The following is a 19,766-nucleotide window of genomic DNA, read 5'->3' as shown; positions in this document are numbered from 1 at the left end:
TCATTCCTCTGACTTGAAGGGGCGCGTCATCAGCGCCGAGATTGCGGCATCGATCGTGCTTTTGCCGCTCAGGATCGATGCGACCGCTTCCGATACCGGCATCTCGACGCGTTGCGAAGCTGCGAGTTCGATGAGCACCGGCGCCGTGAACTCGCCTTCGGCCAGCTTGCCGGCCGGAGGCTGCTCCCCGCGTCCGAGCGAGAGTCCGAGCGCGAAGTTGCGCGACTGCGGGCTGGAGCAGGTCAGGATCAGATCGCCGAGGCCGGACAATCCGGAGAGCGTCTCGCGGCGCGCGCCGAGCGCGCGGCCAAGACGCGCCAGCTCGGCAAAGCCGCGGGTCGTTAGGGCGGCCTGGGCGGAGGCGCCGAGCTTGCGCCCGACCGCGATGCCGACCGCGATCGCCAGCACGTTCTTGGCCGCACCGCCGATCTCGACGCCCCGGATGTCCGTGGAGTGGTAGGGGCGGAATGTCGGCGAGCCCAGCGCCTGTACCAGTGCACTCGAGAGCCTCTCCTCGCTTGCGGCCAGGGTGACTGCCGTCGGCAGTCCGCGCGCAACGTCGTCGGCAAAGCTCGGGCCCGACAGGATCGCCGGCTGCGCGTGCGGCGCGGCCTCGGCGATCACGTCGGTCATGAATTTGTGGGTGCCGTGCTCGATACCCTTGGCGCAGGCGACGATCGGGACCGGCTTTGCCAGATGCGACGCCAGCATGTTGACGGCGCCGCGCAAATGCTGCGCCGGTGTTGCAATCAGCAGCATGTCCGCACGTGCGGCGAGCGCCAGATCGTTCGTCACCACGATATCAGGCGCAAGCGGGACGCCCGGCAGCCGCGGATTGTCGCGCATTGAAGCGATCCGCGTGGCATGCTCGGCGTTGCGCGCCCACAATATGACGCTTCGTCCGGCTCGCGCCGCGACCGTCGCAAGCGCCGTACCCCACGCGCCCGCGCCGATGACCCCGACGGATTGCAGCGCCGTCATCGCTAGTATCCCGCCCGCGTGTTGCCGTAGCCTGCGGGAGCCGTCGCGTTGGCGTCGAGCAACCACCGTGCGCGCGGTTGCGCGTCCATCGTGTCGGACAAGCCGAGCGCGAGGCGTTCGGCGCCGGCCCAGGCGATCATCGCACCGTTGTCGGTGCAGAGCGCGGGCGGCGGAATGATCAGTTGCGTCTGAGCCTGCTGCGCGACGTCATGGAGTGCGCCGCGAATCGCCTGATTGGCGGCGACGCCGCCGGCGGCGACAAGCGCACGCGGGGCACCGAACTTCTCGCGGAAAATCCTGAGGCCGACGCTCAGCCGGTCGGCGGTCGAGTCGAGCACGGCGGCCTGGAAGCTCGCGCAGAGATCGCTGATGTCCTGCGATGTGATCTCTGCCAGCCGGCTCGCTTCGGTGCGGACCGCCGTCTTCAATCCCGAAAGCGAGAAATTGGCATCGGGGCGTCCCTGCATCGGTCGCGGAAATGCAAAGCGCGCGGCGTCGCCGCCTGCGGCGGCCCGTTCGACCTGCGGGCCGCCGGGATATGGCAGGCCCAGCATCTTGGCGACCTTGTCGAAAGCCTCGCCGATCGCGTCGTCGACCGTGGTGCCGAGCCGCACATATTGGCCGACGCCGGCAACTGCGACGATCTGGGTATGCCCGCCGGAGGCGAGAAACAGACAATAGGGAAATTCGATGCGGTCAGTGAGGCGCGGCGTCAGCGCGTGCGCTTCGAGATGGTTCACCGCGACCAATGGTGTATCGTGCACCATCGCGATCGCCTTCGCGGTGGTGAGCCCGACGATGACGCCGCCGATCAGGCCCGGGCCCGCGGCGGCCGCGACGCCATTGAGCCGGGCGAATCCGATGCCGGCCTCGCGCATGGCGCGCTCGATGATGCCGTCGAGCAGATCGACATGCGCGCGCGCCGCGATCTCCGGCACCACGCCGCCGAAGCGGGCATGTTCCTCGATCTGCGACCGCACGATGTTGGACAGGATCTTGCCGCTGCCATCGCCCGCGCGCTCGATCACGGCCGCGGCGGTCTCGTCGCAGGTGGTTTCGATCCCCAGCACCAGCATTGGCGAATTGTTATCCAATTTGCGCCCTTGCGCTCATCCGTAAAGCAGAGTTCTGGTACGTCCGGTAGCATTCCGGGGCCGGATTGCGCAATCGTCACGCGCGGCCGTTTCTGATCAATGCGTCACCGCCACGTGGTTCGGGAACACCAGCGATGTCCATTCTTGTCACACGGCCACATCCCGACAATGAGGCGACGGCGGAAAGTCTGCGCGCGCGAGGGCACGCGGTGCTGCTTGCGCCGGTGCTCAAGTTCGAGCCCGTCGCCTTCCACGACGCGCGTGAGGCTCCCTACGGTGCCGTTCTCGTCACGTCCGCCAATGCGATCCGCGCCGTTGCGCCGCAATTGCCGGAGCTCGGCCTCCTGCAGCTGCCGTTGTTTGCGGTTGGCGAGCATACAGCTGCGGTGGCGCGCGAGGCCGGTTTCGCCGAGGTGATCGTCGCCGATGGCGATGCCGCTTCCTTGCGCGACAAGGTGATGCAGAGCGCGCGCGAGAAGGTGCTGAAGAAAAAGAGCACGCTGCTGTATCTCGCCGGCGCTGATCTGTCGCGCGACCTCGGCGGCGAGCTCGGTGCGGAGGGGTTCCGCGTGGTGACGCAGACGACCTACCGCATGGCCCCTGTCAAGCATCTTCCGCGCGAGGTCTGCGACGGCTTTGCGACGCATGGCGTCGAGGCGGTGCTGCACTACTCCCGGCGCAGCGCGCGCGCGTTCCTGGATGCGGCGAGGGAGGAAGGCGTCGAGATCTCGGCGCTGGCGATCCCCCATTGCTGCCTGTCCGAGACCGTTGCGAGCGTGCTGCGCGACGCCGGCGCATCACAGGTTCTGGTGGCGGCGACGCCGGACGAAAGTGCCTTGTTCGACACCTTGGAGCGTGCGTTGCGCACCCGTTTGGCGTAAGAGGTCGGGCCGAATCCGACGCAGTCTGGTCCGCTCAAGGGCCTATGCAACGTATGGAAGTGTGAGGAACCGTCACGATGGCCGACGACAAGCCTGAAGACGCTGGACTGGCGCCCGACACGGGTCGTGCCAAGCGCGCCCCGCCCACCATCGACCTCCAGGCGACGGAAGTCTCGACCCAGCCGCAGCAGGTTGCGGGCGAGCCTGAGGCTCAGCCCACACCGGAACACGCCGCGAGCGAACCGGCACAATCCGGGCAGGCCAAATTCGAGGAGAGTGAGCCCGTGCAGGCCGAGCCCGAGCCCGAGCACGTTGACACAGAGCCGAAGCGCGATGAGGCGGAAGCGGCCGTCGCGCCTGCTGCCGCGCCGCCACCGATTTCGCCCTGGGTCATTGCGCCGTTCTCCGGAGCTGCCGCAGCGGCGGTCGTGATCGCGGTTGGCTGGATGCTGGGCTGGCCCGCAGTGCAGGCACCTTCGGCCGCGCCGCAGGTGAGCAGTGCGACGATCGATGCGCTGAGCGCGCGTGTTGCTGCGGTTGAGGTCAAGGCCGGCAAGCCCGGAGGCGATCCGGCCATGGCAGCGCGAATCGACGCGCTGGAGAAATCCGCAAGCAGCTTGCGCAGCGACATTGGCAATCTTCGTGCGCAGTCGGAAAAGACCGCGAGCGCCCTGAGCGAGGCGAGGACAGCGTCGCCTGCTGCAGCGCCTGATCTTGCCGCGCTCAACGACCGCATCGCTCAGCTCGAGCGCGCCAGCAAGACCGAGCGCGCCGAACTTGCGCAGCAGAGCGAGAGGATCGCCGAGGTCAAGGCGATGGACGACAAGCCGCTCCGCCACGTGGTGGCGGCGTCCCTGCTCGACGTTGCCGTTCGCCACGGCGATCCCTATCAGTCGCAGTTGGCCGCGGCACGGTCGCTGGCGGCCAAGCCCGACATGCTGAAGCCGCTTGAGGCATTTGCGTCTTCCGGCATCCCGACGTCGGCGGCGCTGAGCCGGGAGCTCCTCAATATCGTGCCGAAGCTGTCGCCGCCGGCGGAAGCTCCGGCCAGCAACGCCGGCATCGTCGAGCGTCTGCAGGCCGGCGCGTCAAAACTCGTCCGCATCGAGCGCACCGACGCCGTCGGCAACGATCGCGGCGCCATCGTTGCGCGCGTGACGGCGGCTGCGCTCCGCAACGATTTCGCGGAAGCGCGGCGCGAGCTGAAGACTCTGCCGGAGGCGGATCGTGCGCCAGCGCAGGCGTGGCTCGACAAGGCCGATGCCCGCGACGCTGCGCTCGCTGCGTCCCGCAAATTCGCCGACGGTGCCATGGCGGATCTCGTCAAGCCTCTTCAGTAAAGGTTCGCGCAACAATCGGCGCGTATAGGGATCGTCATGCTTCGCATCGTCCTCTTTCTCGTCCTGATCGCGCTGGCAGCGGCCGGCGCGGCCTGGGTTGCCGACCAGCCCGGCGATCTCGTCCTGACCGCGGGTGGTTTCCGCATCTCGACGACACTTCCCAGGTTCGTGTTCCTGCTCGGGCTTTTTGCCGCGGCCGTCGTGCTGGTCTGGAGCATTCTCACGATGATCTGGCGCACGCCGGGGCGTTTGCGCCGCCGCCGCCAGGACAAGCGCCAGGCCCGCGGCCGCCATGCCATCACCCACGGCCTGCTCGCGGTCGGCCAGGGCGATCCTGCGCTCGCCCGCCGTCACACCGAGGCGGCGCGGCGGCACGCGCCGAACGATCCGCTTGCCCTGCTGCTGCACGCGCAGTCGGCGCAGCTCGAAGGCAATCGCGAGGAGGCGCAGCGCGTTTTCCGAGTCATGGCCGAACGCGAGGACACGCGGCTGCTGGGCCTGCGCGGCCTGTTCATCGAGGCGCAGCGCGCGGATGACGCCGTCGGGGCGGTGATGATCGCGGAAGAAGCAATCAAGCTGTCGCCGTCTTCGACCTGGGCTTCGCATGCGGTGCTCGGCTTCCGCTGCGCGCGCGGCGACTGGGCCGGCGCACTCGCGATCCTCGATTCGAATCTGTCCGCAGGCCTGATCGACAAGCAGACCTACCGCCGACAGCGCGGCGTGCTGCTCACCGCACGCGCGCTGGAGCTGGAGACGATGGACCGGGACGTCGCGCGCGAGAGCGCGATGGAGGCGGTCAAGCTCGCGCCGACCCTGGTGCCGGCGGCCGTGCTCGCGGCAAAATTCGAGAGCGAGGCGCATCAGGTGCGCCGTGCCATGAAGCGGATCGAAGCCGCCTGGCTCGCCAATCCGCATCCCGATCTCGCGGACGCCTATGCCCATGTGAAGCTCGGCGATACCGCTTGGCACCGCTTGCAGCGGGTGGAGACGCTCGCCGCCAAGACGCCCGCCGACAGGCCCGGCCATATCGAAGGCCAGCTCGCGATCGCACGCGCTGCGATCGACGCCTCGGAGTTCGCACGCGCGCGTGAGGCGCTCGCACCTTATCTCAGCGATCCCACCCAGCGCGTTGCGCTGCTGATGGCCGAGCTCGAGCGCACCGAGCATGGCGACGGCGGCCGCGCCCGCGCCTGGACCCTGCGCGCGGTGCGCGCCCGGCTCGATCCGGCCTGGACGGCAGACGGCTATGTCAGTGAGCGCTGGCGCCCGGTCTCCCCGGTCACCGGCCGCCTCGATGCGTTCCAATGGCAGACGCCGGTCGCGAGCTTGCCCTCGGACAGGGGGACCACGATCGAGTCCTCGGCTTTCGAGGAAGCCATGCTGGCTGCCCCGCCGCCAAAGCGGGTGACCGCGGCTCCCAGCGAAGCCCCGGTGGAACCGGCGGCGTCGGTGGCCCCAGTGGCGGCTCCAGCCGCTCAGGACAATTCGCCCCCTCAGGCCCAAGAGGTTGCCAAGGAACCTGCGAAGGAGGAGCCGGCGACCGCGCCCGCCGAGCCGGCCGATCCCGCTCCGGCGCCCGCCGAATCGTCGCCGCCAGCGCCAACACCGGTCTTCCGAACCCGGGCCGACCTCGGGAAGCCGGCAGCGGCGCCGATCCAGGCCGTCATTCCGATCGTCCGTGCGCCGGATGACCCCGGAATCGACGACGACGCCCCGACCGATGAATTTACGGAACAAATCGGCACGCCGAAGGCCCAAGCGGGCGGCTGGCGTGGATTCTGGTCGCGCTGGGGCGCGTGAGCCGCATTTCGCCTCCCGCTTGTCCTTGCCAATTCAGGCCATGCCCGATATCAGGAGCGCGCGTATCGGGACCGGCATTGCCTGGGCCCGGCAGGGGTCGCCGCAATAGCTCAGTCGGTAGAGCACGTCATTCGTAATGACGGGGTCGGGGGTTCGAATCCCTCTTGCGGCACCAGCGCCCCGATTGTCCTGCCCGAACACATAGGCAACAGATCGCACCTGAGACATGGGTGACAACCTCGCGCCGAGCGGTGTTGCGCGGCTTCCAGGTCATCTGCTCAGCGGCGCGGCCAATGCTGAGCGCATCAGCCTGCATGAAGGCCCGTTTGGCTGGGTGATCGCGATCACATAACCTCGGACATGACTCCCCTAACATCCCGTCACGAAACACGGGGAGACTTCACATGCGCAAGATCATTCTGGTTGCCGCCATGCTGCTGGCTTCTGCGTCTGCCCAGGCAGGCGGCTCCCGCGGTCTGTCCTTGGCCGCTGCGGGCGAACAGAGCTCCGCACCGCAGACCACGACCTCGTCAACGGCCAGTGCGACGACGCGGGTCAGCGAAGCCGCGCCGGCCACCGAGGCTTCGAAATATTCCGATCGTCCACCGGCAGTGTCGCTCTCCGCGCCGCCCGCTGCGGCCGCACCGGCGGCGACCACAGCCGCGCCGGCCTCCGTGCCGGTCGCGACGACCAAGCCCGCTACCAAGAGTGCGGCAAGAGCGCACAAGCCGAAACACAAGCGCAGCTGGACCGAGCGCCGCATCATCAGCGAACTGCATCGTCACGGCATCTATTGGTAAGCCGCGGACCTGTACCCCGATCCTGCGGTCATGCCCGGTCTTGACCCCGGCATCCACGTCTTCGCGTCTGATGCAAAAACGTGGATGGCCGGGACAAGCCCGGCCATGACGCAAGAGTTCTGGATTTGGTGCGGTTACTGCGAGATCGTCTGCACGACGCTCGCGATCGGACGGGAGTTCGTGCCTGCTGTCGGCACCTTCATGTCCTTCATCAGCGCCTCGTCGTATTCCGGCAGCGTCTGAAGCTGCGCCTTGGCCTTCATCTGCACGACCTTGTAGCCGCCCGCCTTCAGCCGCGCGAGCAGCGTCGGCATGGCTATGCCGGTGTTCTTCTGGAAATCGTGCATCAGGATGATGCCCTTGCCGAGCTTGTCGAGCCTGGTCATCACGGTTTCGACGATCTTCTCCGGCGTCGCGCCCTTCCGGAAGTCGAAGGAGTCGATTTCGGTCGAGAACATCGCGACGTTGCGCGTGCCGAAATAGGCCACCATCGCCGGATTGTGCTGAAGCTGCGGGAAGCGGAAGAACGGTGCCGGATTGGTGCCGAGCGCGAACTTCACCGCGCTGAAGCCTTTCTCGACCTCGTCCTTGACCTGTTGCTCCGTCAACTTCTTGCTGTTCAGATTGACATGCGACCAGGTGTGCGTGCCGACCGTGTGGCCCTGGGCCAGCACCTGCTTCAGGATCTCCGGGTGATAAGTCGCGTGCTTGCCGACCGAGAAGAACAGGCCCCTGGTGCATTCATCCGCGAGCGCCTTCAGCACTGCGGGCGTGTTGACCGGCCACGGACCGTCGTCGAAGGTCAGCACGACCTCCTTGTCGGTGAGGAAGTCGAACTGCTTGAAATGCTCGAAACCGAAGCCGGGTCCGCCTGTCGTGTCTATCTCGACGACGCGGGACACGCCCAGCGCGTTCGGATTGGCGCAGGCCTGCTTCGGCTGCATCGGCATGGCCGGGGCGGGCGCGGGCGCCGGAGCGGCTGCCGCCGGCCTGGCCGCGACGGCCGCAGTGGTTTCGACGTCGTCCCTGGCGGCGAGCTTCGCCTGTGCCGGCAATGGATCGGCGGCACGGGCGGCAACTGTCTTGGGAGCGCCCTGATCGGCGCGCGCGGAATAATAAAACCAGCCGCCGGCGGCGATCACGACCGCCGCAACTACACTGGCCAGCATCAGGCCCAACGCATTACGCATCGCTACTCTTTCCAATTACGCAACCAAACCTGCGGAATTCCCCGCGCGACCAGCCATTAATGCGAAGTAAGAGTTAACGTGACACCAACACGATCGGGGTTGCGGAGTAATTTCAGCGGCGTGCGCAAAAGTGACTGACGTCACAGAGGGTGGGCCCCCCGTGAGCGTCATCACAGTGCAAACGGTTTTTCCGGAGCATTGTGACTCCCATCGATAACGAGCCCGCTTTGCGCGGTGCCAATGGGAGCTTCAAATGACCAAGTCGTTCATCAGCAAGATTCGTGACACCAGCCTGGCTCTGGGCTTTGCCGCCATCGTCTCCATCGTTTCGACGAGCGCGAGCTTCGCCTTCTCGGCCGAGGCGCAGCAGATGTGCACCGGCGATGCCTTCCGCCTCTGCTCGGCGGAGATCCCCAACATCCCGAAGATCACGGCGTGCATGATCAAGCATCGCTCGGATCTGAGCGCCGGCTGCCGCGCGGTCATGGACAAGACTCTCGCCAAGGGCGCCTCGCGCAAGGTCGCTGACGCCCAGGACAAGCAGTAAGAGCGCGTAAACCGATATCGCCGCATCGGCAAGCTGCTTCCGCAATGTGCCCCGGCGTCGATCCGGGGCCGCGCGGTCGGACGCTGCAGCCAGTCAACAAAGCCGTTGCGGGCCCGGGATCATCGCACTAGCTTCGCCCACGCATTGTTCCGGGTAAGAGGCATTACGCGATGTCGAGATTTCTTTTCGTTGTTTCCTTGCTCATGTGCGCGTCGGGCGCGTCAGCGCAGCAGCCCGGCCATGACGCTTGCGCGCGTGACGTCACGCGCTTCTGCCGCGCCGTCATGAACAATGGTGATGGCGCCGTGCTCGCCTGCCTGAAGCAGCACCGCACCCGGCTGAGCAAAGGCTGCGACAAGGTGCTGACGGATCACGGGCAGTGATCGTCATTCCGGGGCGCGGCGTCAGGCGCGAGCCCGGAATCCATTTCTCCAAATGTATCCCGCTCGATGGATTCCGGGCTCTTGCTTCCGCCTTCGCACTCCGAGCTAAGGCGGACAAGTCGCGCGACCCGGACTGACAGTCCTTACGTACTGCTCCCCGCAGCGGTTGCGACCACCGGCAGCACCTCCGCGCTCGCGCGGTCCGGCGTGTCGTCCTTCCATCGCACCGAACCGAACGGGCGCTCCAGCATGCGCCGGATCCGGACCGGCTCGGGACCGATGTGGAAACCGATCGCCTGCTGATGCAGCGCGCGCTCGGACTGGGTGGAGCGATTGCGCTGACGCAGGTAATCGAACCAGGTCGGACAATGATAGCGCTCGGTCCACAGCTCGGGATCGGCGATGTCGCGGGCGATCGACCAGCCATAGGCGCCGTTGCGCTGGCGCGACAGCTGCACGTCCTGCATCACGTTGTGGAAGGCACGCGCGTTCTCCTGCGCCACGCGATATTCGATCTCGACCACAAGGGGCCCGCTGCGCCCCGTCAGCGACAGCTTCACTTCCGGATCGGCCAGCATGTCCGCATCCTCGTTGCGGGCGCCGACGCGCGGCATCGTGAGCCAGATGCCGAGCAACGGCGAGATCAGCATCAGGCCGGCCGCGGTCAGCAACGCGATCTCGACGCCGGCATAGTCGGTGAGATGACCCCAGCCCCAGGCGCCGATCGCGATGCCGCCGGCGATCGCGGCCTGGAACGCCGCGAGCGAGCGGCCCGCGACCCAGCGCGGCGCCGAGAGCTGCACGCCGATGTTGAACAGCGCGATCGCGGCCATCCAGACCGCGCCGCCCAGCACCAGCGCTGCCGCCGTCAGCGCCGGCTCCGTGCTCAGGGCGAGGGCCGCCATCGCGAAAGCCATCGAGATGGTGCAGGCGCGGATCGCGGCCTCGCCGCTCATGCGCTTGCGCAATTCGTGAATGTTGAGCGCCCCGATCACCGCGCCCATGCCGAAGGCGCCCAGCATGATGCCATACATTTGCGCGCCGCCGCGCAGAAGGTCGCGCGCGACCAGCGGCATCAGCGCCATCACCGCACCGCCGATCAGGCCCATCACCAGCGTGCGCAACAGCACGATCTTGATCGGTGGCGAATTGGTGATGTAGCGGAAGCCCGAGACCATGGCGCGGTTGAGCTTCTCCCGCGGCAGGCGCGAGGGCTCGGTGCTGCGCCGCCAGAGCAGCAGCACCACCAGCAGTGGCAGATATAGGATTGCGTTGCAGGCGAACGCGGCCACCGCTCCGAGCGCAGCGACGATGACGCCGCCCACCGCGGGTCCGAAGCTGCGGGCAATGTTGTAGCTGATGCCGTTCAGCGCTACCGCGGATGCCAATGCCTCGGGCGGAACCTGTTCGCTGACCGAGGACTGCCAGGCCGGTCCGAACAGCGCATTGCCGCTTCCGACCACGAAGCAGAAGGCGAGCAGGGCTTCCGGAGTGATGAGCTCGAGCCAGGCCAAAATCGTCAGCGCCGTTGCGCCGATCAGCGCGATCGATAGCGAGATTATGCTGACGATGCGGCGGTCATACATGTCGGCGATGGCGCCGGCCGGCATCGAAATCAGCATGATCGGGAGCATCAATGCGGTCTGCACCAGCGCAACCTGGTCGGCCGACGCGGCCATCTGCGTCATCGCCCAGGCCGCGCCCACGCCCTGGATCAGGAGGCCGAGATTGGAGAGCAGGCTGGCGAGCCAGATGCGCCGGAACACCGTGTACCGCAGGGGCGCAGTGATGCCGTCTGCGGCGATTTTCTGGCGGTTCGTCTGCTCGGTCATATCCCCTTCCAAACGGTATGGCAGAAAAGGTCCCGGGCGATTCCGGCAAGTTCAGTGATGCCCGTGAAAGTCCTTCGCTGTCCAGTGGTTAGGCCGCTATAAGCGGTGCAAAGAGCGGGTTGCCGGGGAGGAACAGATGAAGCTGTCGCGACGGACGATCCTGCAGGGCGTTGGCAGCTTGCCTTTTGCGGTTGCGAGCTGGCGGACTGGTGTGCTGGCCCAGACCGCACCCGCGGCGACGCCGGACGCGGAGGTGCCGCCGATCCTGTTCGTCCATGGCAACGGCGATTACGACGCGCTCTGGATGACGACGCTTTGGCGGATGGAATCGAACGGTATCGCGCGCGAGCGCATGATGGTAATCAATTTCAGCGATCCGCTTGCGCGTAGTGACGACAAGGTCGAGCAGGCGAACCGCTCCTCGACCGAGGACCAGCGCCGCGAGCTTGCCGCTGCCATCACTGAACTGAAGCGCAGGACGAGCGCGTCTCGCGTGGCGCTGGTCGGCAGCTCGCGCGGCGGCTATGCCATCCGTAACGTCGTCAAGAATGGCGGTGCCGGCGAGGTCAGCCACGCCGTGCTGTGCGGCACGCCCAATCACGGCGTGTTCGCGACCGACGACCAGCCCAACAACGAATTCAACGGCCGCGGCACGTTCCTGCGAAGCCTGAACGAGGGCGCGAGCGAGGTGACGCCCGGCGTTGCCTTCCTCACCTTGCGCAGCGACGGCCTGGACAAATATGCGCAGCCTGACGGCCGCTTCATTGGCAAGCCCGGCACCCCGACCAATGTCACCGCCGAGGGACCGGAGCTGAATGGCGCCACCAATCTCGTGCTCGGCGCGCTCGACCATCGCGAGGTGGCTTTTCACCCGCGCGCGTTCCGGGAAATCTACAAGTTCATCGCCGGCCGCGAACCCACGCGCATCGCGATTGTGCCGGAGGCCAGCGTGAAGCTGAGTGGCCTCGTCTCTGGCACGCCCGGCGGCGTGCCGACCAACCGTCCCCTTGCGGGCGCGACCGTCGACATCTTCCGTGTCGATGCTGATACCGGGGAGCGCAAGGGTGGGGCGGTGCACAGCTCAAAAACAGGTGCCGACGGGCGCTGGGGACCGGCGCAGGTCGATCCAACCTGGTCGCTCGAATTCGTCCTGATGTCGCCTGGCGCGACGACGACGCACATCTACCGCTCGCCGTTTCCGCGCTCGTCCGAAGTCGTGCATCTGCGGCCTGCGCGCCCGCTCGGCGCGGCGGACAAGGACGCAGGGGCGGTGGTCATCATGTCGCGGCCGCGCGGCTATTTCGGCCTGCCGCGAGACGTGGTGCTGTTCGACGGCAAGGAGCCGGCCGACGTCAAGCCGGGCGTACCCACCGATGCGACAGCAACCCTGCGGCTTCCGGCCGGCGAGATCGGGCGTAACATCGTGGCCCAATTCGGCGAAGAACGGGTCGTGGCCCGCGCCTGGCCTGCCGCCGAGAACAGGATTGCGATTGCCGAAATGACCTATTAGCTGTTGGGGTGCGTCAGATCCGCGGGAGAGAGCCATGAATATCGCAAGCATGCGTCGGCCCATCATCCCTCCGGCCCCGCCGCGGGCACCCGACGACATGTCGTTCTTCGCGCGTCTCGCCGTCGTCAGGCAGAACATGATCGCGACCTGGGGACAGCGAGCCTATGAGGAGGACGTCATCCCGGGCCGCTTCTTCTTCCGGAACAGCTTCATCCTGAACCAGCCGGATGCGATCCGTCATGTCCTGCTCAGCAACTACGAGAACTACACGCGCACGCCGGCCGGCATTCGCATGCTGCGTCCCGTGCTCGGCGATGGCCTCCTGATCGCGGAAGGTCATTCCTGGACCTTTCAGCGCCGCACCCTCGCGCCGGCTTTCACGCCGCGCGCCACCGCGAATCTCGTTCCGCACATGACGGCGGTGCTCGACGAGACCATCGCAAAACTGGATGCCCGAACGGGTGAAGACATCGATTTGCGGGAGGTCATGCAGCGCATGACGCTCGAGATCGCCGGGCGCACGATGTTCTCGTTCGGCATGGACCGGCATGGCGCGACGCTGCGCAACTTCATCATGGAATATGCCGCGCGGTTGGGACGGCCGTATTTTCTCGACATGCTGCTGCCGGTCTCCTGGCCGAGCCCGATGGATTTTGCCCGCGCCCGTTTCCGCAAGCGCTGGACGGAATTCGTCGCGATGCTGATTGCGGAGCGGCGTGCAACCGGCAAGAAGGAAGGCGCGCCGCCGCGCGACCTGTTCGATCTCATGGACGAGGCGCGCGATCCCGAAACCGGCAAGGGCTTCTCGGACGAGCAGCTCGTGGACGAGGTCGCGACCATGATCCTCGCCGGTCACGAGACCACGGCGACGGCACTGTTCTGGGCTCTCTATCTGCTCGCACTGGATCCTGACACGCAGGAGGAGGTGGCGTCCGAGACCCGCGATGAACACCTCGACAGCATGGCCGACATCGATCGGCAGAAATTCACCCGGGCCGTGATCGACGAGACGATGCGGCTCTATCCCCCGGCTTTCCTTGTCGCGCGTGCTGCGCGCGACAAGGACAATGCGGCCGGCGTCGAGATCGGCAAGGGCGACATCATCATGATCGCGCCCTGGCTGCTGCACCGGCACGAGAAGCTGTGGGACCAGCCCAACGCGTTCATTCCGAAACGCTTCATGTCGAAGGAGGCCCCCGACCGTTTCGCTTATCTCCCGTTCGGCGCGGGTCCGCGCGTCTGCATCGGTGCGCCGTTTGCCCAGGCCGAATCCGTGCTGGCGCTGGCGCGGCTGATCGGCGCATTCCGTGTCGAGCTTGCGGACACGGCCAGTCCGGTGATGCCGCTGGGCGTCGTGACGACCCAGCCAGATCATTCACCCATGTTCCGCATCACGCGGCGGTGACAGGCGCTCGTCTGGCCGTTGGCGTGATCCACCCGAGATAGAGCCTCGCCATGAGCGACATCCAGGCCCAATTTTCCGTTCTGAAGCAGACCGCCGACGCGAAGGTCGCCGATGCGATCGCGCATCTCATCGAGGATGGGGAGGATCACGAGCTCAACCGCGTCAACGTCCTCGATTTTTCCAGACAGCACGGCCTTGACGAGGAACGCGTGATCTCGGCGTTCCTGCACTCGGCGCGGCTCGGCCTCTTCGACCTCGGCTGGAACGTGCTGTGCCCGGGCTGCGGCGGCGTGCTGGGCGCGCACTCGACGCTGAAGGCGCTCAAGCCGGACGATTATCACTGCGCGCTCTGCGCCTGCGGCTACAAGGCCTCCGTCGACGACCAGGTCGAGGTCTCCTTCACCGTGAACCCGCGCGTCCGGCGTATCGCGGCGCATGACCCTGACACGCTTCCGGTCTGGGAATATTTCAAGCAGGTGTTCTGGAGTTCCGGCGTCGACTTCAACAAGGACTCCTTTGCGACGCTGGCGAACGAGGTGACGCTCGACACGATGGAACTGCCGGCGGGCGAGAAGGCGACCATGTCGCTGCAGCTTCCGAACGACTTCGTCATCATCTTCGAGCCGGTGACGCACGCCGCTCATTTCATCGACGTTCAGGGCGAGCCGACCAGGGATCGCCAGCAGCTCGCTATCATGTACAACAAGGTCCAGGCCCCGACGGGCACGACGACCATGCGGCCGGGCCCGTTGCGTCTGTCGCTGGAGAACCAGGCGGGCGTGCGCGTGCTGCCGTCGGTGTTCATCGCAGCCGAGGCGCTTCATCATCTGATCGGCAAGCGCAAGCCGTTCCTCACCGCCAAGCGCATGCTGTCGAACCAGACTTTTCGGGATGTCTTCAAGGCCGACAATCTCAGTCTCGACCAGAGGCTCCAGATCACCTCCCTGACCTTCCTGTTCACCGATCTCAAGGGCTCGACCGCGCTCTACGAGCGCGTCGGCGATCTCGCCGCCTTCGATCTCGTGCGTGCGCATTTCCATGCGCTGCTCGAGATCATCTCCTCCGAGAAGGGTGCGGTGGTGAAGACGATCGGCGATGCCGTGATGGCGACCTTCGTCCGTCCCGAGCATGCGATCGTCGCGGGCCTTCGGATGCGCGCGGCCATGGACGAGCTCAACAGGAAGCGCGGCACCACTGACCTCATCGTGAAGATTGGTATCCATGAAGGTCCTTGCCTTGCGGTGATGCTCAACGAGCGGCAGGACTATTTCGGTCAGACCGTCAACATCGCGGCCCGTGTGCAGAGCCTGTCGACCGCGCAGGAGATTCACATCACCGGTCCGGTGCTCGATGCGCCGGCGGTTGCCGAGGTGCTCGAGCAGCGCGAGATCAAGCCGATCCAAAAGCAGGCTGCGCTGCGCGGCATCGCCGACAAGATGGTGGTCTATGAGATCCCGTGAGGATCGAATCGCCATTCGGGGTTCGGGCTTTGGCGCCCCGGAACGACAGTGCCCAGATTGCCGAAACGTAATGCAGCGCGCGGAACTGACGCACGTTGCGCCGGTTGAGTTTCCCGCTCATATAATGCTGGTCACACGCCGCGCTCCTCGCGGCGGCATCCATCTCGGTAGGGTCTCATGCTCGACGGCTTGCGCCAATTCATCGCCGATATCGTCGGTCCCCAGGACCATGCCCGCGCATTCGGCGACAGCGATTATCGGCTGGCAGCCACCGCACTGCTGATTCACGTGGTCTCGCTGGACGGCCGGCCAACAGCAGCCGAGCAGCGCAAGCTGCACGGCCTGATCGAAAACCATTTCGGGCTGGACCGCGGCACGGCTGATCGGCTGATCGCGGATGCGACGGAGGTCGAGGGCGATGCGGTGGACCTCTATCGCTTCACCAGCGTCATCATGCGCTCGCTCGACGAAGAGGGTCGCAAGCGCATCGTGCAGATGATGTGGGAGCTGGTCTATGCCGACGGTCAGGTTTCCGAGTTCGAGGACAATGTGGTCTGGCGTGCTTCCGACCTGCTCGGGATTTCCCAGCGGGACCGGATCGAGCTGAAGCACGCGGTCGCGGAGCGTGCCGGCGGCCAGGTCAAGAATGGCGCCGTCGGCGGTTGACGGCTTTGGGCGCGACCAATCGCGGCCTGCGCGGATACATGACGAAACTTTAATCTGTTCGCCGCCCACGCCGCATTTTCCTGCAAATCAACGGTTTTCGGCGCTGCCTTTCGTTCTGCTCAGCCAGCCATGTTGACAGTGCCGCTTGCCTGTTGCGCACGGCCTATGCTCTCGTTCCGGCATTGCGGGGCCAGGAACTTGAATTCAAGAGACTTCGATCGTGGTTGAGCGGGTGACGCTGATTACTGGTGCCTCGGCGGGCATCGGGACGGAGTTGGCGCGTGTGTTTGCCGCCAATGGACATCGCCTCGCCTTGACCGCCAGACGCGCGGATCGGCTCGAGGCCCTGGCGGGCGAGATCGCTGCCAAGGGCGGCAAGAAGCCGATCGTGATCGCCTGCGATCTCGAGGAACGAAATGCCGGCGAGACGATCGCGTCAGCGCTTGCTGCCGAAGGCGTAGAGCTCGACCATCTCGTCAACAATGCCGGGTTCGGTGTCTTCGGCGATGCCATCGAGCAGGATCGCGCGGAACAGCTCGGCATCGTCGATGTCAATGTCCGGGCGCTCACGGATCTGTCGCTGCGCTTTGCCGACCAGCTCATCAGGAACAAGGGCGGCCTTCTCAATGTCGGCTCGGTCGCCGGCTTCCTGCCCGGCCCCGGCATGGCCGTCTACTATGCATCCAAAGCTTACGTGATCTCCTTCACCGAGGCGCTGCGGGCGGAGCTCGCCCCCCACGGCGTCCGCGTCACCGTGCTTTGCCCGGGCCCGGTCCCCACCGAATTCCAGGCCCGCGCCGGCGTCGGCTCCCAACACGATACCGCCCTCCTCAAGGTTTCGGCCGCCGATGTCGCGCAGGAGGCGTATCGTGGCCTCATGACCAACAAGCGGGCAGTGCTGCCGGGCCTCGGCATCAAGATTGTGCCGCTCGCACTGCGTTTCTTCCCGCGCGGCTTCATCCTGGCTGCCACCAGCCGGTTCCAGAGGCGCAGGCGATAGAGGATGGCAAAGCTCCCGTGTTGGCCCGGGGTTTGCTTATCGGATCTGTGTGCGCGAACTCACACGATCTTAACCATCGCTTAGCTATGCTGATGGTCTGAACCGATAGCACTCGCAAAGGCCATGTCGTTCCGGACGGACAGGTTTGTTGGCGCAGAGGTGGTCGCTTTCCCACGGAGAGCGCCGAGCGCCGCCGCCTCTGAAAGCCGGCTTCCGGTCCTGATCGTCCTGCATCAGGAATGCTCGACACCGGGCCGAGTCGGCAACGCGCTGCGCGCGCTCGGCCATGGCCTCGACATCCGCCGCCCCCGCTTCGGCGATGTCCTGCCCGAAACGCTGGAGCAGCATGCCGGCGCAGTGATCTTCGGCGGTCCTATGAGCGCCAATGATTCCGACGACTACATTCGTCGTGAGATCGACTGGATCGAAATTCCGCTCCGCGAGCAGCGGCCGTTCCTGGGCATCTGCCTGGGTGCGCAGATGCTGGCGATGCAGCTCGGGGCGCGCGTCGCGCCGCATGCGGATGCGCTGAGCCAGATCGGCTATTACCCGATCAGGCCGACCGCCGCGGGCCATGCGCTCTGCCCGCATTGGCCGGATCAGGTCTATCACTGGCATCGGGAGGGATTTGAGCTGCCGGTCGGCGCTGAGCTGCTCGCGGAAGGCGATGATTTCCCGGTGCAGGCGTTCCGCGCCGGCCATGCTTTCGGCGTGCAGTTTCACCCCGACGTGACTTACGCGATGATGTGTCGCTGGACCACGCGCGGCTATGACGGCTTCAGCGCGCCAGGTGCGCGGCAGCGCCACCACCACTTCGCGGATCGCGCCGTCTACGATGCCGCTGAACGCGCCTGGCTCGATCACTTCATCGACGGCTGGCTGGCGCGCCGGCCGGTGCTGGCGCAAGCCGCCGAGTGATCGCGCCTTCACGCAAGTCCTTGCCTCTGCCCTGGATATGCTAGGCTCGCTGCAAACGAGCGCGCACCAATGCGTGCCGGCAAGCAAGGGAGAGCGCCGTGGCCTACGAACACATTCTCTATGAAGTGAGCGACAAGATCGCGACCATCACGCTCAACCGCCCGGACCGCATGAATGCGTGGACGCCGGTCATGGAGCGGGACGTGCGTCACGCGATGGAAGCGTCAAATGCGGATGACAACGTCCGCGTCATCGTGATCACCGGCGCGGGCCGCGCCTTCTGCGCCGGTGCCGACATGGACGCGCTGAAAGGTCTCGACCCCGACGACGTCAGGCGCGCCTCTAGTCTGCCGCCCTTCGACATGAACCGCCGGCCGGATTGGCAGACCCGCTACGGCTATTACCCTTCGATCAGGAAGCCTGTGATCGCCATGCTCAACGGCGCGACGGCCGGCATCGGACTGGTGCATGCACTCTATTGCGACCTGCGCTTTGCTGCCGACAACACCGTGTTCACGACGGCCTTCGCGCGGCGCGGCCTGATTGCCGAGCACGGCATTAGCTGGATGCTGCCGCGTATCGTCGGCCATGCCAATGCGCTGGACCTGCTGCTCTCGGCGAGGCGCGTGTCGAGCGCGGAGGCGTTGCGGATCGGGTTGGTCAACCGGCTCTGTCCGCCCGAGAAGCTGCGTGAGGAGACTTACGCCTATGCGCGCGATCTCGCCGATATGGTCTCGCCGAGCGCCATGGCCGTGATCAAGCGGCAGCTCTACGAGGTGCCGTTCCAGACGCTGGCGGAGGCGACGATCGAGGCCAACAGGGAGATGATGGTGGCGCTGGGCGGCAGTGATTTCCGGGAGGGCGTAGCAAGCTTCATGGAGAAGCGCCCGCCGCGGTTTACGGGGAAGTAGAGGTGGAAATCTAAGTCCGTCTTCGCCGCCCCATGGGCTTCGCCGGACACCGCGCTTCACCGTTCGGGCTCTTGCGCGGCTGCGCCACGCGCAGCCCGAAGGGCGAAGCGTGGTGGAGCCAGGCGGGATCGAACCGCCGACCTCGTCATTGCGAACGACGCGCTCTCCCAGCTGAGCTATGGCCCCTTTGCTGGCCGCTCTGGTGAACGCGGCCGACAACCGGGCGCCATTTAAGTCGCCGCCAAGGTCAAGTCAAGGACGGGCGTAACCCGGTTTTAGCCATCCCGGTGCCCGAACTTCCCTTGTTTGGGCCGGGGGGAACCGATATCTAGCAACAGGCGTCAATCCCGACCGCAGCCAGAGTGTTCAAAGCCAGAGTCTTCAAAAGCCATGCGTGCCGTTCTCGACATCGTCATCATCGTGCTCGATCTCTACGTCTGGCTGCTGATCGCCTCGGCGATCCTGTCCTGGCTGATCGCTTTCAACGTCGTCAACACCCGCAACCAGTTCGTCTCGGCGGTGGCGGAGTTCCTCTACCGCATTACCGAGCCGCTGCTCGCGCCGATTCGCAATTTCCTGCCGAGCCTCGGCGGCCTCGACATCTCGCCGATCATCCTGATCCTGATCATCATGTTTATCGAGCGGGTGATCCTGTACTACGTCTATCCCAACGTGATCTGAGCAGGCTGGAGCGCCTTGGTTGCGAGAGAAGCCCCTAGGGAACCCTGGCGCTACTCCGCCGCTGGAATCAGCATCGCGCTCCGGGTGACACCGCGTGGCGGCCGCGACGACATCGACGGGATCGAGCAGCTCGCGGACGGCCGCAGTGTGCTCAAGGCGCGGGTACGCGCCATCGCCGACGGCGGCGAGGCCAACAAGGCCGTTCTGGTGCTGCTGGCGAAATCGCTTGGCGTGCCCAAGGCCAGTGTGAAGCTGCTGTCAGGGGCCACCTCGCGGCTGAAGCAGATCGCGGTCGACGGCGATCCGGTGCGGCTCGGAGAAGCCCTGCGTCAGCTCGCCTCGGCCAAATCGAACGACTGAGGAAACT

At 66.0% G+C, this 19,766-nt stretch carries 20 protein-coding genes and 2 tRNA genes; 17 read left to right on the top strand and 5 right to left on the bottom strand.

Annotation, left to right across the window (positions count from 1 at the left end):
- Together K408_RS0110945 and tsaD are read right to left on the bottom strand one after the other, a co-directional pair.
- Entirely contained in the window at positions 1–981 is a 981-nt protein-coding gene (locus K408_RS0110945) for an NAD(P)H-dependent glycerol-3-phosphate dehydrogenase (protein ID WP_024338751.1), read from the bottom strand.
- A 2-nt stretch (positions 982–983) separates the two neighbouring features.
- Positions 984–2,057 (bottom strand): tRNA (adenosine(37)-N6)-threonylcarbamoyltransferase complex transferase subunit TsaD, encoded by a 1,074-nt coding sequence (gene tsaD / locus K408_RS0110940; protein ID WP_024338752.1) that lies wholly within the window; start codon positions 2,055–2,057, stop codon positions 984–986.
- A 152-nt stretch (positions 2,058–2,209) separates the two neighbouring features.
- Here tsaD and K408_RS0110935 point away from each other — a divergent pair, with 152 nt between their 5' ends.
- From K408_RS0110935 to K408_RS0110910, 6 genes are all read left to right on the top strand, one after another.
- Positions 2,210–2,956, top strand: coding sequence for a uroporphyrinogen-III synthase (locus K408_RS0110935; RefSeq protein ID WP_024338753.1), 747 nt, complete (start codon positions 2,210–2,212; stop codon positions 2,954–2,956).
- Between the two features lie 77 nt (positions 2,957–3,033).
- Positions 3,034–4,296 (top strand): COG4223 family protein, encoded by a 1,263-nt coding sequence (locus tag K408_RS0110930; protein ID WP_024338754.1) that lies wholly within the window; start codon positions 3,034–3,036, stop codon positions 4,294–4,296.
- A gap of 36 nt (positions 4,297–4,332) precedes the next feature.
- Positions 4,333–6,096 carry a heme biosynthesis protein HemY gene (locus K408_RS0110925; protein ID WP_024338755.1) on the top strand — a complete coding sequence of 588 codons (1,764 nt, stop codon included), beginning with the start codon at positions 4,333–4,335 and terminating at the stop codon, positions 6,094–6,096.
- 99 nt (positions 6,097–6,195) lie between these two features.
- Positions 6,196–6,271 (top strand) — tRNA-Thr (locus tag K408_RS0110920).
- Positions 6,272–6,322: 51 nt separating this feature from the next.
- Entirely contained in the window at positions 6,323–6,448 is a 126-nt protein-coding gene (locus K408_RS43880) for a hypothetical protein (RefSeq protein ID WP_283805268.1), read from the top strand.
- A gap of 52 nt (positions 6,449–6,500) precedes the next feature.
- On the top strand, positions 6,501–6,896 hold the full coding sequence (locus K408_RS0110910; protein WP_024338756.1) for a hypothetical protein: 396 nt from the start codon (positions 6,501–6,503) through the stop codon (positions 6,894–6,896).
- A 134-nt stretch (positions 6,897–7,030) separates the two neighbouring features.
- Here K408_RS0110910 and K408_RS0110905 read toward each other — a convergent pair whose 3' ends face one another.
- Positions 7,031–8,086: a polysaccharide deacetylase family protein gene (locus K408_RS0110905; RefSeq protein ID WP_024338757.1), complete on the bottom strand. Its 1,056-nt coding sequence runs from the start codon at positions 8,084–8,086 to the stop codon at positions 7,031–7,033.
- Positions 8,087–8,339: 253 nt separating this feature from the next.
- On the opposite strand from K408_RS0110905, the gene K408_RS0110900 reads away from it, so the two are divergent.
- Positions 8,340–8,633: a hypothetical protein gene (locus K408_RS0110900; protein WP_024338758.1), complete on the top strand. Its 294-nt coding sequence runs from the start codon at positions 8,340–8,342 to the stop codon at positions 8,631–8,633.
- A gap of 170 nt (positions 8,634–8,803) precedes the next feature.
- The gene (locus tag K408_RS0110895; protein ID WP_024338759.1) at positions 8,804–9,016 is read left to right on the top strand and encodes a cysteine rich repeat-containing protein; all 213 of its coding nucleotides are present in this window, start codon (positions 8,804–8,806) and stop codon (positions 9,014–9,016) included.
- 143 nt (positions 9,017–9,159) lie between these two features.
- On the opposite strand, the gene K408_RS0110890 is transcribed toward K408_RS0110895, so the two are convergent.
- Positions 9,160–10,848, bottom strand: a complete 1,689-nt coding sequence (locus K408_RS0110890) for an MFS transporter (RefSeq protein WP_024338760.1) — start codon at positions 10,846–10,848, stop codon at positions 9,160–9,162.
- Between the two features lie 136 nt (positions 10,849–10,984).
- On the opposite strand from K408_RS0110890, the gene K408_RS0110885 reads away from it, so the two are divergent.
- The 7 genes from K408_RS0110885 to K408_RS0110855 all read left to right on the top strand — a co-directional run bounded on the left by K408_RS0110885 (position 10,985) and on the right by K408_RS0110855 (position 18,718).
- Positions 10,985–12,358, top strand: a complete 1,374-nt coding sequence (locus K408_RS0110885; RefSeq protein WP_024338761.1) for a hypothetical protein — start codon at positions 10,985–10,987, stop codon at positions 12,356–12,358.
- 34 nt (positions 12,359–12,392) lie between these two features.
- A complete protein-coding gene (locus K408_RS0110880; RefSeq protein ID WP_024338762.1) occupies positions 12,393–13,763 on the top strand; it encodes a cytochrome P450 in 1,371 nt (456 codons plus the stop codon).
- A gap of 50 nt (positions 13,764–13,813) precedes the next feature.
- Positions 13,814–15,223 (top strand): adenylate/guanylate cyclase domain-containing protein, encoded by a 1,410-nt coding sequence (locus K408_RS0110875; protein WP_024338763.1) that lies wholly within the window; start codon positions 13,814–13,816, stop codon positions 15,221–15,223.
- A gap of 177 nt (positions 15,224–15,400) precedes the next feature.
- On the top strand, positions 15,401–15,889 hold the full coding sequence (locus K408_RS0110870) for a tellurite resistance TerB family protein (protein WP_024338764.1): 489 nt from the start codon (positions 15,401–15,403) through the stop codon (positions 15,887–15,889).
- Between the two features lie 220 nt (positions 15,890–16,109).
- Positions 16,110–16,889, top strand: coding sequence for an SDR family NAD(P)-dependent oxidoreductase (locus K408_RS0110865; protein WP_024338765.1), 780 nt, complete (start codon positions 16,110–16,112; stop codon positions 16,887–16,889).
- Between the two features lie 123 nt (positions 16,890–17,012).
- On the top strand, positions 17,013–17,807 hold the full coding sequence (locus K408_RS0110860; RefSeq protein ID WP_024338766.1) for a glutamine amidotransferase: 795 nt from the start codon (positions 17,013–17,015) through the stop codon (positions 17,805–17,807).
- 98 nt (positions 17,808–17,905) lie between these two features.
- Positions 17,906–18,718, top strand: a complete 813-nt coding sequence (locus tag K408_RS0110855; RefSeq protein WP_024338767.1) for an enoyl-CoA hydratase — start codon at positions 17,906–17,908, stop codon at positions 18,716–18,718.
- A gap of 110 nt (positions 18,719–18,828) precedes the next feature.
- Here K408_RS0110855 and K408_RS0110850 read toward each other — a convergent pair.
- A tRNA-Ala gene (locus K408_RS0110850) sits at positions 18,829–18,904 on the bottom strand.
- A 204-nt stretch (positions 18,905–19,108) separates the two neighbouring features.
- On the opposite strand from K408_RS0110850, the gene K408_RS0110845 reads away from it, so the two are divergent.
- Positions 19,109–19,399: a YggT family protein gene (locus K408_RS0110845; RefSeq protein WP_024338768.1), complete on the top strand. Its 291-nt coding sequence runs from the start codon at positions 19,109–19,111 to the stop codon at positions 19,397–19,399.
- A 15-nt stretch (positions 19,400–19,414) separates the two neighbouring features.
- Entirely contained in the window at positions 19,415–19,759 is a 345-nt protein-coding gene (locus K408_RS0110840) for a DUF167 domain-containing protein (protein ID WP_024338769.1), read from the top strand.
- Positions 19,760–19,766: the final 7 nt, after the last annotated feature.

Source organism: Bradyrhizobium sp. in8p8, assembly GCF_000426845.1.
Lineage (GTDB): Bacteria > Pseudomonadota > Alphaproteobacteria > Rhizobiales > Xanthobacteraceae > Bradyrhizobium > Bradyrhizobium japonicum_C.
Note: the sequence above shows the minus strand (reverse complement) of the source record. Positions and strands in the feature narration are given on the sequence as shown.

Coding starts and splice junctions, on each gene's coding strand:
- K408_RS0110945 (WP_024338751.1), bottom strand. CDS start 981: ATGACGGCGCTGCAATCCGTCGGGGTCATCGGCGCGGGCGCGTGGGGT.
- tsaD (WP_024338752.1), bottom strand. CDS start 2,057: ATGCTGGTGCTGGGGATCGAAACCACCTGCGACGAGACCGCCGCGGCC.
- K408_RS0110935 (WP_024338753.1), top strand. CDS start 2,210: ATGTCCATTCTTGTCACACGGCCACATCCCGACAATGAGGCGACGGCG.
- K408_RS0110930 (WP_024338754.1), top strand. CDS start 3,034: ATGGCCGACGACAAGCCTGAAGACGCTGGACTGGCGCCCGACACGGGT.
- K408_RS0110925 (WP_024338755.1), top strand. CDS start 4,333: ATGCTTCGCATCGTCCTCTTTCTCGTCCTGATCGCGCTGGCAGCGGCC.
- K408_RS43880 (WP_283805268.1), top strand. CDS start 6,323: ATGGGTGACAACCTCGCGCCGAGCGGTGTTGCGCGGCTTCCAGGTCAT.
- K408_RS0110910 (WP_024338756.1), top strand. CDS start 6,501: ATGCGCAAGATCATTCTGGTTGCCGCCATGCTGCTGGCTTCTGCGTCT.
- K408_RS0110905 (WP_024338757.1), bottom strand. CDS start 8,086: ATGCGTAATGCGTTGGGCCTGATGCTGGCCAGTGTAGTTGCGGCGGTC.
- K408_RS0110900 (WP_024338758.1), top strand. CDS start 8,340: ATGACCAAGTCGTTCATCAGCAAGATTCGTGACACCAGCCTGGCTCTG.
- K408_RS0110895 (WP_024338759.1), top strand. CDS start 8,804: ATGTCGAGATTTCTTTTCGTTGTTTCCTTGCTCATGTGCGCGTCGGGC.
- K408_RS0110890 (WP_024338760.1), bottom strand. CDS start 10,848: ATGACCGAGCAGACGAACCGCCAGAAAATCGCCGCAGACGGCATCACT.
- K408_RS0110885 (WP_024338761.1), top strand. CDS start 10,985: ATGAAGCTGTCGCGACGGACGATCCTGCAGGGCGTTGGCAGCTTGCCT.
- K408_RS0110880 (WP_024338762.1), top strand. CDS start 12,393: ATGAATATCGCAAGCATGCGTCGGCCCATCATCCCTCCGGCCCCGCCG.
- K408_RS0110875 (WP_024338763.1), top strand. CDS start 13,814: ATGAGCGACATCCAGGCCCAATTTTCCGTTCTGAAGCAGACCGCCGAC.
- K408_RS0110870 (WP_024338764.1), top strand. CDS start 15,401: ATGCTCGACGGCTTGCGCCAATTCATCGCCGATATCGTCGGTCCCCAG.
- K408_RS0110860 (WP_024338766.1), top strand. CDS start 17,013: ATGTCGTTCCGGACGGACAGGTTTGTTGGCGCAGAGGTGGTCGCTTTC.
- K408_RS0110845 (WP_024338768.1), top strand. CDS start 19,109: ATGCGTGCCGTTCTCGACATCGTCATCATCGTGCTCGATCTCTACGTC.